The 13,077-nt window shown below is 48.8% G+C and carries 15 protein-coding genes; 4 read left to right on the top strand and 11 right to left on the bottom strand.

The features are described from left to right. Positions 1–2: 2 nt before the first annotated feature. Positions 3–1,424, bottom strand: a complete 1,422-nt coding sequence (uxaC, locus tag BLQ44_RS05240) for a glucuronate isomerase (RefSeq protein ID WP_093192774.1) — start codon at positions 1,422–1,424, stop codon at positions 3–5. Positions 1,425–1,617: 193 nt separating this feature from the next. On the opposite strand from uxaC, the gene BLQ44_RS05235 reads away from it, so the two are divergent. Both BLQ44_RS05235 and BLQ44_RS05230 read left to right on the top strand, forming a co-directional pair. After that, positions 1,618–2,793: an ROK family transcriptional regulator gene (locus BLQ44_RS05235; RefSeq protein ID WP_143004694.1), complete on the top strand. Its 1,176-nt coding sequence runs from the start codon at positions 1,618–1,620 to the stop codon at positions 2,791–2,793. A 67-nt stretch (positions 2,794–2,860) separates the two neighbouring features. Next, the gene (locus BLQ44_RS05230; protein ID WP_093192770.1) at positions 2,861–3,256 is read left to right on the top strand and encodes an SET domain-containing protein; all 396 of its coding nucleotides are present in this window, start codon (positions 2,861–2,863) and stop codon (positions 3,254–3,256) included. Positions 3,257–3,345: 89 nt separating this feature from the next. On the opposite strand, the gene BLQ44_RS05225 is transcribed toward BLQ44_RS05230, so the two are convergent. After that, on the bottom strand, positions 3,346–3,534 hold the full coding sequence (locus BLQ44_RS05225; protein ID WP_093192768.1) for a helix-turn-helix domain-containing protein: 189 nt from the start codon (positions 3,532–3,534) through the stop codon (positions 3,346–3,348). 273 nt (positions 3,535–3,807) lie between these two features. Here BLQ44_RS05225 and BLQ44_RS05220 point away from each other — a divergent pair, with 273 nt between their 5' ends. Both BLQ44_RS05220 and BLQ44_RS05215 read left to right on the top strand, forming a co-directional pair. Then, positions 3,808–5,274, top strand: a complete 1,467-nt coding sequence (locus BLQ44_RS05220) for a SulP family inorganic anion transporter (protein ID WP_093192766.1) — start codon at positions 3,808–3,810, stop codon at positions 5,272–5,274. Positions 5,275–5,293: 19 nt separating this feature from the next. Then, a complete protein-coding gene (locus BLQ44_RS05215) occupies positions 5,294–5,716 on the top strand; it encodes a universal stress protein (RefSeq protein WP_093192764.1) in 423 nt (140 codons plus the stop codon). 235 nt (positions 5,717–5,951) lie between these two features. Here the strand turns inward: BLQ44_RS05215 and BLQ44_RS05210 are convergent, their stop codons facing one another. From BLQ44_RS05210 to BLQ44_RS05170, 9 genes are all read right to left on the bottom strand, one after another. Beyond that, entirely contained in the window at positions 5,952–6,878 is a 927-nt protein-coding gene (locus BLQ44_RS05210; protein ID WP_093192762.1) for an alpha/beta hydrolase, read from the bottom strand. Next, positions 6,878–8,491 carry a flavin-containing monooxygenase gene (locus BLQ44_RS05205; protein WP_093192760.1) on the bottom strand — a complete coding sequence of 538 codons (1,614 nt, stop codon included), beginning with the start codon at positions 8,489–8,491 and terminating at the stop codon, positions 6,878–6,880. The genes BLQ44_RS05210 and BLQ44_RS05205 overlap by 1 nt, the downstream gene beginning before the upstream one ends. Positions 8,492–8,671: 180 nt before the next feature. Next, positions 8,672–9,493 carry a YitT family protein gene (locus BLQ44_RS05200; RefSeq protein ID WP_093192759.1) on the bottom strand — a complete coding sequence of 274 codons (822 nt, stop codon included), beginning with the start codon at positions 9,491–9,493 and terminating at the stop codon, positions 8,672–8,674. Between the two features lie 641 nt (positions 9,494–10,134). Then, positions 10,135–11,172: an NAD(P)H-dependent flavin oxidoreductase gene (locus tag BLQ44_RS05190; RefSeq protein WP_093192930.1), complete on the bottom strand. Its 1,038-nt coding sequence runs from the start codon at positions 11,170–11,172 to the stop codon at positions 10,135–10,137. A 19-nt stretch (positions 11,173–11,191) separates the two neighbouring features. Next, positions 11,192–11,620 (bottom strand): GNAT family N-acetyltransferase, encoded by a 429-nt coding sequence (locus tag BLQ44_RS05185; protein ID WP_093192755.1) that lies wholly within the window; start codon positions 11,618–11,620, stop codon positions 11,192–11,194. Continuing rightward, the gene (locus BLQ44_RS05180; RefSeq protein WP_093192753.1) at positions 11,608–12,078 is read right to left on the bottom strand and encodes a GNAT family N-acetyltransferase; all 471 of its coding nucleotides are present in this window, start codon (positions 12,076–12,078) and stop codon (positions 11,608–11,610) included. Before BLQ44_RS05180 ends, BLQ44_RS05185 begins: the two co-directional genes overlap by 13 nt. Positions 12,079–12,089: 11 nt before the next feature. Next, complete coding sequence (locus BLQ44_RS05175; RefSeq protein WP_093192751.1) at positions 12,090–12,452, bottom strand: YidH family protein; 363 nt, start codon at positions 12,450–12,452, stop codon at positions 12,090–12,092. Then, positions 12,433–12,603: a hypothetical protein gene (locus tag BLQ44_RS16500; protein ID WP_176757432.1), complete on the bottom strand. Its 171-nt coding sequence runs from the start codon at positions 12,601–12,603 to the stop codon at positions 12,433–12,435. Before BLQ44_RS16500 ends, BLQ44_RS05175 begins: the two co-directional genes overlap by 20 nt. A gap of 22 nt (positions 12,604–12,625) precedes the next feature. Further along, positions 12,626–13,066 (bottom strand): GNAT family N-acetyltransferase, encoded by a 441-nt coding sequence (locus BLQ44_RS05170; protein ID WP_093192749.1) that lies wholly within the window; start codon positions 13,064–13,066, stop codon positions 12,626–12,628. Between the last annotated feature and the right edge of the window lie 11 nt (positions 13,067–13,077).

The following is a 13,077-nucleotide window of genomic DNA, read 5'->3' as shown; positions in this document are numbered from 1 at the left end:
AATCATACCTCCTTCATCGCTACTTTTTCATTCAGTTGAAAGTACGTTTCAGCGTTATAGTAGCAGATATTTTCGACGTATTCCTTCAGGAGTTCCGGGTCATTCGGCGCGAGACCTTTGTCGACCCAGCTTCCGATCAGGTTACAGAGAATGCGGCGGAAGTATTCGTGTCTCGAAAACGATAGGAAGCTTCTCGAATCCGTAAGCATACCGATGAAGTTACTGATAAGCCCGATATTCGCGAGCGTCTTCATCTGATTCTCCATCCCGTCAATCGTATCGTTGAACCACCACGACGTACCGAACTGCACTTTCCCTTTGATGCCGTCCCCCTGGAAGTTCCCTGCCATGGAAGCGAGGATATGGTTATCGTTCGGGTTCAAGCTGTACAACACCGTCTTCGGAAGACTGTCCTCTTTTTCAAGCGCATCCAGAAAATTTCCAAGAGGCTCTGCCAATGCTGTATCGTTGATGGAGTCAAACCCACTATCCCCACCCAGACGATGGAACATCTTCGTGTTGTTGTTACGCTTCGGTCCCATATGAAGCTGCATAATCCAGCCGTAATCCGCGTACAGTTTTCCAAGCGTGACGAGTGTATACGTACGGAAAAGGTCTGCTTCTTTCACCGTCAGTTCTTCCCCGTTCATCCGCTTACGGAATACATCTGCCGCTTCTTCTTTCGTCCCTTCTTCAAAAAACATGGAACTTATGCCGTGATCCGAACTGCGGCACCCGAGTTCGTCAAAGTAAGCGACGCGATCACCGAGAGCTGTGAGAAACTCTTCATAAGAAGTGATGTCTTTTCCAGCTGCATCTGAAAGTTTCTGTACCCACGCAGGAAATTCATCCTTTTCGATATGGAGACCCGGGTCCGGCCGGAAGGAAGGAGATACTGTGAAATCCTCCACGTTCTGAAGCTTCCGATGAGCTTCGAGATCATCGGTCGGATCATCCGTCGTTCCTACGAAGCGAACATGATCTTTCTTGAGGATGTTCCTCACCGATAGCGCCTCTTTCTGAAGCATGCGTTCTGTTATCTCCCAGATTCTCGGAGCCGTTTCTTCATTCAGAAGCTCTTCAATCCCGAAGTAGTTCCTGAGTTCCAGATGGGTCCAGTGATACAATGGGTTTCCGATCGTCTGTGGAACGGTTTTCGCCCAGGCGAGAAACTTCTCGTAGGGAGAGGCATCCCCTGTGATGTACTTCTCTTCGATTCCGTTGGCCCTCATCGCCCGCCATTTGTAGTGATCACCTGCGAGCCAGATTTCATAAAGATTGTTGAAGTTCTTATCCTCGAGTATTTCTTCAGGGACAAGATGATTGTGGTAATCGACAATCGGCATGTGTTTCGCATAGTTGTGATATAAATCGTAACCTGTTTTGCTTTCGAGTAAAAACTCGTCATTTATCATTGTTTTCATTACATATTCCGCACCTTTTCATGTAATGGATTATAATTCGTTTGTTTGATAAACAAATTATTAATACTTATGATAAGTGTAAGCGTTTCACATTTCAACCCCTATTTTCGAAAAAGTTTGTGATATAGTGAAAAATACAGCTTTCTGATATGATAAATAGAAGGAAATAACTTGCAGATTGGGTGATGACATAGTGAGTACTGGTGATGCGAATTACATCAAACATTTAAATAGAAGAATTCTCGTAGAACATATCGTGAAAGAAGGAGCCCTTTCGAGAAGTGATTTATCGAGGAAAACCGGCTTGAACAAAGCGACGGTCTCCGCTCAGGTGTCTTCTATGATCGAAGATGGAATCGTTACGGAAACGAAAGTCGGTGATATTACGACCCCTGGCAGAAAACCGATCCTTGTGGAGATGAACGGCGAATCCGGATTCAGCATCGGCGTGGACATCGATGACCAGGAAGTCCGTGTCGTGTTCATCGACATCAAAGGAAAACCGATTCACCGGGAAGTGATACCGAACGGAGATAAAGATATCAACACGCTCGTAAGCGAAGTGAAAGAGAACCTTTCTCCCCTGATCCAACGGTTCGAAGCAAGCCACTCCCCCATCGGATTGACGGGGATCTGTCTCGGGATCCACGGGATCATCAACAATGAAGACGAAATCGAATTCACACCGAAACAACAGTGGACCCATGTCAATCTGAAAGAACGTCTGGAAAAAGAAATCGATGTTCCCATCTACATCGACAACAATGCTAACCTCAGCGCTTACGGGGAACAGGTATACTTCGAAAACATCCCTGACCTGTTCTGTATCACACTCTATTCCGGAATCGGGCTAGGTATCATCAATGACTATACGATTTACCGTGGATTCAGGGGGTTCGCCGGAGAGATCGGCCATATGATCATCGAACCTCACGGCCCGGAATGCCAGTGCGGTAACCATGGTTGCTGGGAACTCTACGCTTCCGAACGTACGCTCAAAAAGCAGTTGTCCTCTCTCGGTCAGGGAAGTGATTTCATAGATCTCCTTGCAAAACCCGAAGCCGAACCCATTCTTTCTGATTATATCGATTATCTCAGCTACGGGCTGAACAACGTCATCAACATTTTCAACCCGCAGCGTATCGTTCTGAACGGGGCGCTGATCAATCAGAATCCTGAGTTTGTGGACCGGGTCCAGCGCGCGCTCCATTCTAAGATAAACAGTTATGAGTCGATCCGCATCTCGCAACTCGGTGAATATGCTTGCGCTCTTGGAGGAGCTGCTTACGTGCTCAAAAACTACCTTGATGTGAACACACTCGATTTCGTCCAGTATGATTACTTCGAGGATACGAAGCTTTTCGCCTGAGATGCCTTGCTTTTCTGTCAGTTCCCTGCCATACTGAACAGATTCCCAAAGAAAAGCAGGTGATTGATTGATCGAAGTACGCACGTCGCAGATTACAGATGTCGAAGATGAATTCAACAAAGGAGTGTTCGCCAATCAGCTCATCAAGGAAGGCACGAGATTTCACCGGGCGCCGGTTCTGCCTTATCCGAACGAGCAGCACGAGCACATCGAGAAAACGTACCTCGCGGATTACGCGTTCGAATATGGAGAGCACCACACAGCCTTTTTACTGGGCTACGGTATGATGTTCAACCATTCCTACGAACCGAATGCGATTTATGAAATAAATTTCGATAATCATTCGTTCGACTTTTATGCCTACCGGGATATTCAGCCGGATGAAGAGATATTCATCAACTATAACGGAGAAGCGGATATCGATGACCCGCTTTGGTTCCATAAAGAAGAGGAGCAGGACTAAGTGTCCGCTCCTCTTTTATTATTCATCAATTCCAGCTGTAACTGTTAGCTTTTAGCGTCCTCAGCAAAAGCTTTCGAGTTGCAGCTTTTTTATAAGTGCTCGCCGTGCTCGAGCTTCGCGATATGCTCTCTCAAGTCTTCTTTTCGTACTCTCCAGTGGCGTCCGATCTTGAAGCCGGGGATTCTTCCATCCTGCACCAGCTTATAGGTCGTCACTTCACTGATCTGCAGGTAATCCGCGACTTGGGCCACGGTCATGATCTCACGTTCATTATCCATGTATATCCGTCCTTCGTTTCGATGTACTACCGTAAGTGTACGTGCTTCTCATCCATTTAACAATTGAAAAATCAGATGTAATCCTTTTCAACCGGCAAATTGTTAAGAAATTTTCAATGTAAACGCTTAACAAGCGAAAACCCCGTTGCAATTGAGCCCTTTCTATTATAATCTGTTATAGTCCATTATAAATCATTTATAAACGAACGGTCATACATCCTGACTACTATGAGACTTAGTGGTCGCATAATAAACAATAGAAAGAGGGTATTTATGTTAACTTCATCCATGAAACAACAATGGTTCGGGAACATTCGCGGAGACGTGCTGTCCGGAATCGTTGTAGCCCTGGCCCTGATCCCGGAAGCGATCGCCTTTTCGATCATTGCCGGCGTCGATCCGATGGTCGGGCTGTACGCATCTTTTTGTATCGCTGTCACCATTGCATTCGTCGGTGGGCGACCTGGTATGATATCCGCCGCTACAGGGGCTATGGCGCTCCTGATGGTCACGCTCGTCGCTGAGCACGGACTCGAATACTTGCTCGCCACTACCATTTTAACAGGAATTCTCCAATTTATCCTGGGTGTTTTCAAACTTGCCAGATTCATGAAGTTCATTCCGAGGTCGGTCATGGTCGGTTTCGTCAACGCACTGGCCATCATGATCTTCACATCACAACTTCAGCACTTCGAAAATGAAGGCTGGATCGTATACGTATTGGTTGCTGCAACGCTCGGAATCATCTACCTGTTCCCTTATATTAACAAGACGATTCCATCAACGCTTGTAGCCATCATCGTGATGAGCATCGTAGTCGTAAGTATGGGCATCGATGTTCGTAATGTAGGCAGTATGGGAGAATTGACACAGACCCTTCCTATCTTTGCGCTGCCGGATATTCCGTTGAACTTCGAAACGTTGGCGATCATTTTCCCATATGCAGCTGCTCTTACCATTGTTGGTTTGCTCGAGTCCCTGCTGACTGCTTCTATCGTCGATGATTTCACAGATACCGAGAGTGATAAGAACCAGGAAAGCCGCGGACAGGGAATCGCAAACGTCGTCAGCGGGTTCTTCGGAGGGATGGCAGGTTGTGCCATGATCGGGCAATCGGTCATCAACGTGAAATCCGGAGGACGAGGCCGACTTTCTGCCCTTGTCGCCGGCGTCACGCTTATGTTCCTGATTATCGCCCTTGGAAATATCGTCGTACAAATTCCGATGGCCGCACTCGCAGGAGTAATGATCATGGTTTCCATCAGCACGTTCGACTGGGGATCAATCCGCAACCTTCATAAAGTTCCGGCATCGGATGCTTCCGTTATGATTGTGACGGTTCTGACCGTTGTTATTACGCATAACCTGGCATATGGAGTACTTGCAGGTGTTGTGCTAAGCATGATCTTCTTTGCTGTGAAAATTTCGAAAGTCCGCGTCCTTTCCCTCTATATGAACGAAGGGCAAAAACGTATATACTACGTACAAGGACAGCTATTCTTCGCTTCTGTGACGGAATTCCAGGAAGGAATCGAATTCAACGAGTCCGATCTGGTCAAAGAAGTCGTCATCGATCTGAGCGAATCCCACCTTTGGGACGACTCCGCTATCGGGGCACTCGATAGTGTCGAAGCGAAATTTGAACAAAAAGGGATCGATGTCACCTTCATCGGGCTGAACGGTGAGAGTGAACGTTTACTGAGTAAGCTCGGCGGGGTATCGAAAAGTTCCGGACACTAAATCATAAGGGAGTTCTACTATGTTCACAAAAATTCTTCTAGCTTCAGACGGATCCGACCACTCCAACCGCGCCATTGATGAAGCACTGAAAATGGTGGATCCTTACAAAGACCAGGTCCACATCGAGGTCGTATACGCCGTGGACGGAGATCAATCGAAAAAGGACGTGCTGCAGTACGGAGATTCCGACACAGCCTCCTTGAAACGGAAAGAAAGATTCCAGTCCACGATCGAATATATCGAAGACAAAGGACTTGGAGCCGACATCACGATTCTTCACGGCCAGCCGGCAGAGACGTTAATCGAATACGCCAATGAAGGCGACTATGATTGCGTGCTCGTCGGAAGTCGCGGGCGCAACAAGTTCCAGACGCTCATTCTCGGAAGCGTCAGCCACAAGCTTGTGAAGTATGTGAATCATCCGGTCATTGTCGTGAAATAATTATGTAGAGCAGCCCTTCTTTGAGGAGGGGCTGCTTTTTGTATCAGATAGTTTTCTATAAGAATGATGGGAAAAGTGTCTGATAAAAATAGTTATGATGCGAATTCACACAAGACTCAAGGGAAAAAAACATGATTCCTCAACTTATAAGACACTTTTCTCATAAATAATGAAAATACCATTTCATAAACGTACCCATACAAAAAGTGCAGCCATCTTCGGCTGCACTTTTCTATTATTCAAAAGCTTGCTTTAAAGCGGCAGACGCCCGTTCGATGCAGTCTCTCCCATCATCCAGCACTCCAGGCATCCAGAAAAAGCCGTGGATCATTCCGTCGTACTTGTGATATTCGACATCGACACCAGCGGTACGAAGCCGCTCCGCATAAGCCTCCCCTTCATCCCGTAACGGATCATACCCTGCCGTCACAACGAACGCCGGTGGTAAGTCGCTCAAATCTTCGACGAGGAGCGGAGAGGCATAGGCACTGGACCCGTCCCGGTCTTTCAAAAGATAATGATTCCAGAAATACTGCATGGAATCCTTCGTCAGCAGATAGTCATCCGCATTCTCTTTATAGGATTCCGTCTCAAAGGAATAATTCGTCACCGGGTAGATGAGCATCTGATAGGACACCGAAAATTCCTGCCGATCTCTCGCCATCAGACTTGTGACGGCGGCAAGGTTCCCTCCTGCGCTGTCTCCTCCCACTGCCACGTGTGAAGGGTCTACATTTATTTCTTTTCCATACGAAGCGACCCATCGGAGTGCCGCATAAGCATCATCCACGGCTGCCGGGAATTTATGCTCTGGAGCGAGTCGATAGTCGACGGAAACGACGACACATTCGCTTCTATTTGCTATCATCCGGCAAGGCACATCGACACTTTCGAGATCTCCGATGACCCAGCCTCCTCCGTGGTAAAAGACGAGCGCAGGAAATGGCCCTTCTCCTTCCGGCGTATACACTCGAACGGGAATGTCTCCTTCCGGCCCGGGGATTGTCCGGTCTTCCACTTTTGCTACCTCTTCAGGCTCTCCGGCGAGGGGACTGAAATCCGTAGCTTCTCTCGCCTCCTGGGGGGTCTGCAGGTGCATCGGCGTTTCGTCCGCTTCCGCCATCTGATCGAGTAAAAATTTCGCCTGTGGGTGTAGTACCATTATAATTCCTCCCTTTGATATCGGTGAAATCCTTCATAATTTTTCTCCCGCACTTCGTCACAAATCGTCCGGTAAGGTCCGTATCCTCCGACGTAGATCGGAAACCCTTTCGCTTTTCCTTCGATATTCGCTCCCGTGTACCAGGAGTCCGTCTTAATATAAAGCGTCGACTCAGCCATTTCCCGGCAGTGGGCACTCCACTCTACCTCCGCCTCTTCTTCCGCTTCGATGACGGAGACACCCTCTTCTTCAGAATCCTCGATACAATCCATCACCCATTCCACATGCTGCTCGATGGCTGCAGGCATATTCCCGAGCACAGAAGGACTCTCCGGCCCCGTCAGCATGAACATATTCGGAAATTCCGCCGTCGCAAGCCCGAGATAGGTGCGTACCGCTTCTCCGTCTTTCCATTTATCTTTCAGAGAAAGGTCCCGGCGTCCCCGGATATCCATTTTGAAAAGCGAACCGGTCATCCCGTCGAACCCGGTGGCGAATACAAGCGCATCAAGGGGATATTCTCCTTCTGATGTTTTCACACCAGTTTCCGTAATCTCTTGAATAGGTGACTCTTTCACGTCTACCAGGGTCACGTGCGGCAAGTTGTACGTCTCGAAATAGTTCGTATCGACAATCGCCCGTTTCGTTCCGTAGTAATGGTCGGGTGTGAGCTTCTCCGCCGTATCCGGGTCATCGACGATTTCCTTGATTTTATCCTGAACAAAGGAAGCGACTTTTTCATTCCCCTCTTCATTCGTCAGAAGATCGTTGTACGTAAAGAGAATGTGCCAGCCTCCTTTGTCCCAGCCGTCCTGCAGGCGCTCATATCTTTTCTCAGGCGAGTCATCGAGCACGCAACGGTCTCCATACTCGAATTTCAATCCTGCTACGGATTCTCTCATCTGCCTCCGTATCGTATCGTAGTCGTTCTTCACTTGTTTCTTGAATTCCTCGGAATACGGATAGTTGTTGGCCGGTATGCTGTACTGCGGCGTTCGTTGGAATACGGAAAGATGTTCCGCTTCCTCCGCAATTACAGGAATCGACTGGATACCACTCGAGCCTGTCCCCACGACGCCCACTCTTTCACCTGTAAAGTCGACCTTTTCATGCGGCCAGTGACCTGTGTGATACCACTCTCCCTCGAATCGGTCCAACCCCGGGATGTCAGGAACATTTGCCGCGGAGATACAACCGACACCGGTGATGAAGTACTTGCACCTCACTTGTTCCCCGGACTCTGTGTCCACGTACCAGCGATCCTCGTCTTCGTGAAAGGAAGCTTTCATTACTTTCGTGTTGAACGTAATATGCGGCTTCAGTTCGAACTTGTCTGCCATATGGTTCAAGTAATCCAGAATCTCAGGCTGCTCCGGATACCTGGAGGACCACGACCATTCCTCGAACAATTCTTTCGAGAACGTATAGTTGTAATAGATACTCTCCGAATCACACCGGGCCCCCGGATAGCGATTCCAATACCATACGCCCCCTACCCCGTCCGCCGCTTCGAACGCCCTCGTCGTCATTCCTGCTTCTCGCAATCTGTATAGCATGTACAATCCTGAAAAACCGGCTCCTACAACGACAGCATCCACATCCTGTCTGTTCATACCAGTCCCTCCTCTTTCCCCAATATGCTCCCGGAAATCGTGACCTTCACGCTCCAAAATGAAGCACTTGCTATACTATATGTATGGGAATCTACTATATGCTAGAAACAGAAATTGATAGAATCAAAACTTCCGGTGGATAAAAAAATCGCCTCTTTTGATAAAGAGACGATAGAGATATCAGGACCTTCGGAAGTTACCCATAACCTCCACGGTTTCTGTCACGCTGACGAACGCGCGGGAGTCCACTTCGCTTATGATAGATTTAACGAGAGCCAGTTCATAACGGGAAATGACGGTATAAAGGACTTTCCGCTCCTGGTTGGAATAAGCCCCGTGCGCATCCATGACGGTAATCCCGCGGATCAGGTTCCCGATCAATTCGCTGCGAAGCTCCTGATCTTTATCCGTGACCACCATAAGACTGAGCTTGATGTGCCTAGTATGAATACGGTCGACGACGATTCCGGTGATGTAAATGGAAGCAAGCGTATAAAGCGCGAGTTCCCATGTAAAAAAGAAACCGGAAGCGAAAACGACGAGACTGTTCAAACTGAAGACAAGCGCTCCGAGCGGCAGATCCCTTTTCAGCGTAAGAACGAGCCCGATCACATCAAAACCACCGGTCGACCCGTAGAATCTGATGATGACACCGATAGCGGCACCTGTAATCACTCCGCCGAATACTGAAGACAACAGCGCGTCTTCCGTCACCTGAATGAGCGGAATATAAAGCATAGCCACCGACGTCACGGCAACCGAGAAGATACTGTTCGCGATAAATTCTTTCCCCAGCTTCATCCAGCCGATGATCAGCACAGGAATGTTGAAGATGACGAGCCATACACCGGAATTGAACGGCGTCAATAGACCGAAGATCATCGCAAGACCTGTAACGCCGCCGGAAAGTACTTCATGCGGCAGCAGGAAAAAGTTGAAAGCGAACGCCAATCCGATAGATGCTACAAATAATACAATAAGATTTCTCAAACGATGTTTCATTTCATGCCCCTCCGATCTCTCGGAATTTCGTGTAATACTTTTAAGATTTTAGGGGCGTGGGAAATAAAAGTCAATGGTAAAGAAAAAGCGGAGAAGTCCGTTTAGAAGTTCTAACATAAGCGGACGGTTCTGGCTTCGGATGCTTTTTTCCGAAACAGAAGTGGCCGCTTATGTTATGGACTTCTGGGCTTCGCAGCTGGATTATGAAAGAAAAAGCGGAATCACCCCGCCTAGAAACCTCAGCCATAAGTAACCTGGTCAGACAAAAGTGCTCTTTCTTTTTTCTGATCCTGGTTACTTATGGCTCGGGTTTCTGGGTGATGCAGCTGGATTGAATAAAAAGTGGAAACTTCCCGCTTAGAAGCCCTGGCCTAAGCCCCCTCTGCTTGTCAGAGGGGCAAGGGGCATTCAGATGCTTTTGAACCGTTCACGAGGGTGCTACCCGTCCTGAGTGTACCGCAAATACTAAGAATCGGACACTCGTGCTTTTTTCCGCTCCGCGAACGGTCCATTTCCAAAAAAACGAACCGCTCAGCAATAAATGTTTCACCTGAATAGACCGCAATCAATAAAAAAAAGCTACAGACGTCACACTTTCCGCGACATCCATAGCGTTATATCTCCATAACCTTAGCTGTGCTCTACTCCCACGGACCGACAAGACTTCGGATGAGCTCCGCAACGGTCATGTCCTGAGAGAGTCTCGGGCTCTGTCCGGACCAGAGCGATAAAAAGTCCGTGTTCTGCTGCCGACCCGCTTCTTTCCGGATCGGCTTCGTCAATGCATTCTGCAGAGGATAGTCCAGCACATTCCGGCCTTCCATCTCACGGGTGAATCGATTCTCGATCCCGCGGGCGGGTTTGCCGCTGAAGGCTTTCGTCACGACCGTATCCGCTTCCCCAGCGTGAAGAACCGCTTCTTTATGCACCGCCTGAGCTCCACTTTCTCTCGTCGTCAAAAAGGCAGTCCCGAGCTGCACCCCTTCCGCTCCGAGAACGAAAGCTGCATCCACGCCGCGGCGATCCATAATCCCTCCGGCTGCGATGATGGGAATCGACACGTGATCGGCTACTTGGGGAAGAAGAGACATCGAGCCGATCATCGCTTTGTCGAAGGTTGTATCGAATGTGCCACGATGACCGCCGGCTTCCGCTCCTTGAGCGACCACTGCATCCATCCCTGCTTCTTCATTCTGTACAGCTTCCTCGACCGTCGTCGCTGTTCCGATCACCGTCATCCCTGCCTGCTTCAATGATTGGATAACTTCTTTCGGAGGAATACCGAACGTGAAGCTCACCACAGGCACCGTTTCAGCAAGCACCCCTTCTACCTGCTCAAGAAAAACATCAGGAACTTCCGGGGCATCCCCGTCGTCCATTCCAAGTTCTTCCCGGTAAGGACGCAGGGCTTCGGCAGCTCTCTCCCTATCTTCAAGGCTTGCTTCCGGCTCTTCAGGTACGAACAGATTCACCCCGAACGGTTTCGACGTACGCTTCTTCACTTCACGGATCGACTCTTTCATATCTTCCGCTGACATATATCCGGCGCCGATCGTTCCGAATGCTCCGGCTTCCGAGACGGCCGCTACCAGTTCCGGCGTAGTTACGCCTCCGGCCATGCCTGCCTGAACAACAGGAATCTCCGTTTCCAGCAAATCCGTGATCCTCTTCCCTTCCATCATGGAAGCACTTCCTTTCTCAGACGTTTTTCTTCAAAAAGACATAGCTCGCTTTATCGTAATCCATTTTCTCCTGGTAGAACTTATGCGCTTGTGCTTTTTCAAGACCAGAGGACAGTGCGACGTGATCATATTTGTTCTGGGCCGCCCACTGCTCGACGAAATGGAGCATGATTTCTCCGTAGCCATTGTTCCGCTTTTCACTCGTGACAACGAGGTCATTGACCCAGACGAAGCGTCCGTAATAAAGAGTGACCATCGGTTTCAGTCCAGCGACAGCTACAATCTCCTCTTCTTCCATCATCGCGAACATGTGATAGTTGTCCGTCTCCATCGCTTCTGTAACGAGCTCGAGGTATTTATTCAAGTCCAGGTGCGTCCGCAGTTCATTCACGACCGCAAACGCCTGAGTAATTTCTTTTCTCGTCTTCAATTCTACAATGTCCATGCATTTACACTCCCTATCATTCGTATCACTTTCCCGCCGAGTTCTTCCCCGGCTTCGGTCATTCCGTATTTCTTATAAAAAGCGACGGCACGCTCGTTTCCAGGTGCCACTCTCAGGTGAAATTCGGTGATGTCCCGTTCGTGGAAGAATTTCATCGCATAATCGAACAGCCAATAGCCTTCGCCGCGCCACTCCTCTTTCAGATAAAAAAGGTGGACATATCCGATGATACGTCCCTGGTGCGCACGGATCGACAGCTCGATCTGACCGATCGGCTCTTCCTCGTTCATTACGAACACAACGCCGTTCGGGTATTCATTGATCTTCTTCTGAAGCCAGTCGAGATAGTCTTCTTCATCGAACGAATCTTCGTCCCCGAAACTTTCCCTGAAGGATTCCCTACGGAAATGGAGCACGGTCTGTTTATCTTTTTCCAAATCTATCGTCTTGAATTCCATCTGTCATTCTCCTAACCGACAACGAAAATATAGATGCTGACGAGGATCACGAGTAATACGGCGATACTCGTCATGAAGCCGATGATCCACTGTGAGGAGCGGAAGCGGCTTTCGTTGATGTTTTTTCTCATTGCGTAGTAGTTAAGGGTCGCTCCAATGATAGTCAGAACTCCGAGACCCAGGGCCGAAAGACTGACGATCATCACAAGATTTTGCTCGACAGCTCCCGCATCAGGCGCTGCGTTGATATGAAGCGTCGTTGCCAGGAATCCGATTCCTACAAGCGCTATCGCCGTCCGGATCCAGGCGAGGTACGTGCGTTCATTCGCCAGGTGCTGCTGAATCAGCTTCTGTTCATCCGTTTTGTTTTCCATGTTTCTCTTCCCTCTTCCGGCGTAGAATAAGCGCTATCCATATACCGATATAAGCGCCGATCAGTGCCGGCACAAGCGGCATGTCCAATAGTAAGACGGCCACCAGTACGATGATAGCCGGCAAAATGACAAAATCGAAAATCTTAAGCATCGCTAAACCCTCTTTCTTTTATTCACAGTTCCAGAGTCAATCGTATCATATCGCGGCACCAGATGCCGTTCTCCCATATCGTTTCTTCGTAATGAATCGTAAAGAAATCGTGATCGATACCGGTGATACGGAAGCCGGCCTTCTGATAGAGCGAAAGCTGATTTGTGCTGGAATTGCCTGTTCCTACTTCTATACGCTTGTACCCTTCCGCTGCTTCTTTCGCGGCTTCCAGGAGACGCTTCCCGATCCCTTCTCCGCGTCGGGCTTCAGTGACAGCTATATTCACCAGTTCTATCGTTCCGGGACGTGTCGGTAACAGGACAAATACGCCTACGATCCCTTCCTCTTCCGCGACGTAAACGACTCCCCGCTTCACGTAATCACGGATATGCTTTTCGGATGGATCCGCTTCGAGTAAAAGCTCGATCGGCGCATCCTCAGATGGACAAACTTCTATGTTCATTTCTTCCACTT

Source organism: Salimicrobium halophilum, assembly GCF_900100295.1.
GTDB classification, from domain to species: Bacteria; Bacillota; Bacilli; order Bacillales; family Halobacillaceae; genus Salimicrobium; species Salimicrobium halophilum.
Note: the sequence above shows the minus strand (reverse complement) of the source record. Positions and strands in the feature narration are given on the sequence as shown.

Bases quoted from the DNA above. Each gene is read 5' to 3' on its own strand.
- BLQ44_RS05170 (WP_093192749.1), bottom strand. From the start codon at position 13,066: ATGAACATAGAAGTTTGTCCATCTGAGGATGCGCCGATCGAGCTTTTA.
- BLQ44_RS05220 (WP_093192766.1), top strand. From the start codon at position 3,808: ATGTTAACTTCATCCATGAAACAACAATGGTTCGGGAACATTCGCGGA.
- BLQ44_RS16500 (WP_176757432.1), bottom strand. From the start codon at position 12,603: ATGCTTAAGATTTTCGATTTTGTCATTTTGCCGGCTATCATCGTACTG.
- BLQ44_RS05210 (WP_093192762.1), bottom strand. From the start codon at position 6,878: ATGGTACTACACCCACAGGCGAAATTTTTACTCGATCAGATGGCGGAA.
- BLQ44_RS05215 (WP_093192764.1), top strand. From the start codon at position 5,294: ATGTTCACAAAAATTCTTCTAGCTTCAGACGGATCCGACCACTCCAAC.
- BLQ44_RS05185 (WP_093192755.1), bottom strand. From the start codon at position 11,620: ATGGACATTGTAGAATTGAAGACGAGAAAAGAAATTACTCAGGCGTTT.
- BLQ44_RS05225 (WP_093192768.1), bottom strand. From the start codon at position 3,534: ATGGATAATGAACGTGAGATCATGACCGTGGCCCAAGTCGCGGATTAC.
- BLQ44_RS05180 (WP_093192753.1), bottom strand. From the start codon at position 12,078: ATGGAATTCAAGACGATAGATTTGGAAAAAGATAAACAGACCGTGCTC.
- BLQ44_RS05175 (WP_093192751.1), bottom strand. From the start codon at position 12,452: ATGGAAAACAAAACGGATGAACAGAAGCTGATTCAGCAGCACCTGGCG.
- BLQ44_RS05200 (WP_093192759.1), bottom strand. From the start codon at position 9,493: ATGAAACATCGTTTGAGAAATCTTATTGTATTATTTGTAGCATCTATC.
- BLQ44_RS05205 (WP_093192760.1), bottom strand. From the start codon at position 8,491: ATGAACAGACAGGATGTGGATGCTGTCGTTGTAGGAGCCGGTTTTTCA.
- uxaC (WP_093192774.1), bottom strand. From the start codon at position 1,424: ATGAAAACAATGATAAATGACGAGTTTTTACTCGAAAGCAAAACAGGT.
- BLQ44_RS05190 (WP_093192930.1), bottom strand. From the start codon at position 11,172: ATGGAAGGGAAGAGGATCACGGATTTGCTGGAAACGGAGATTCCTGTT.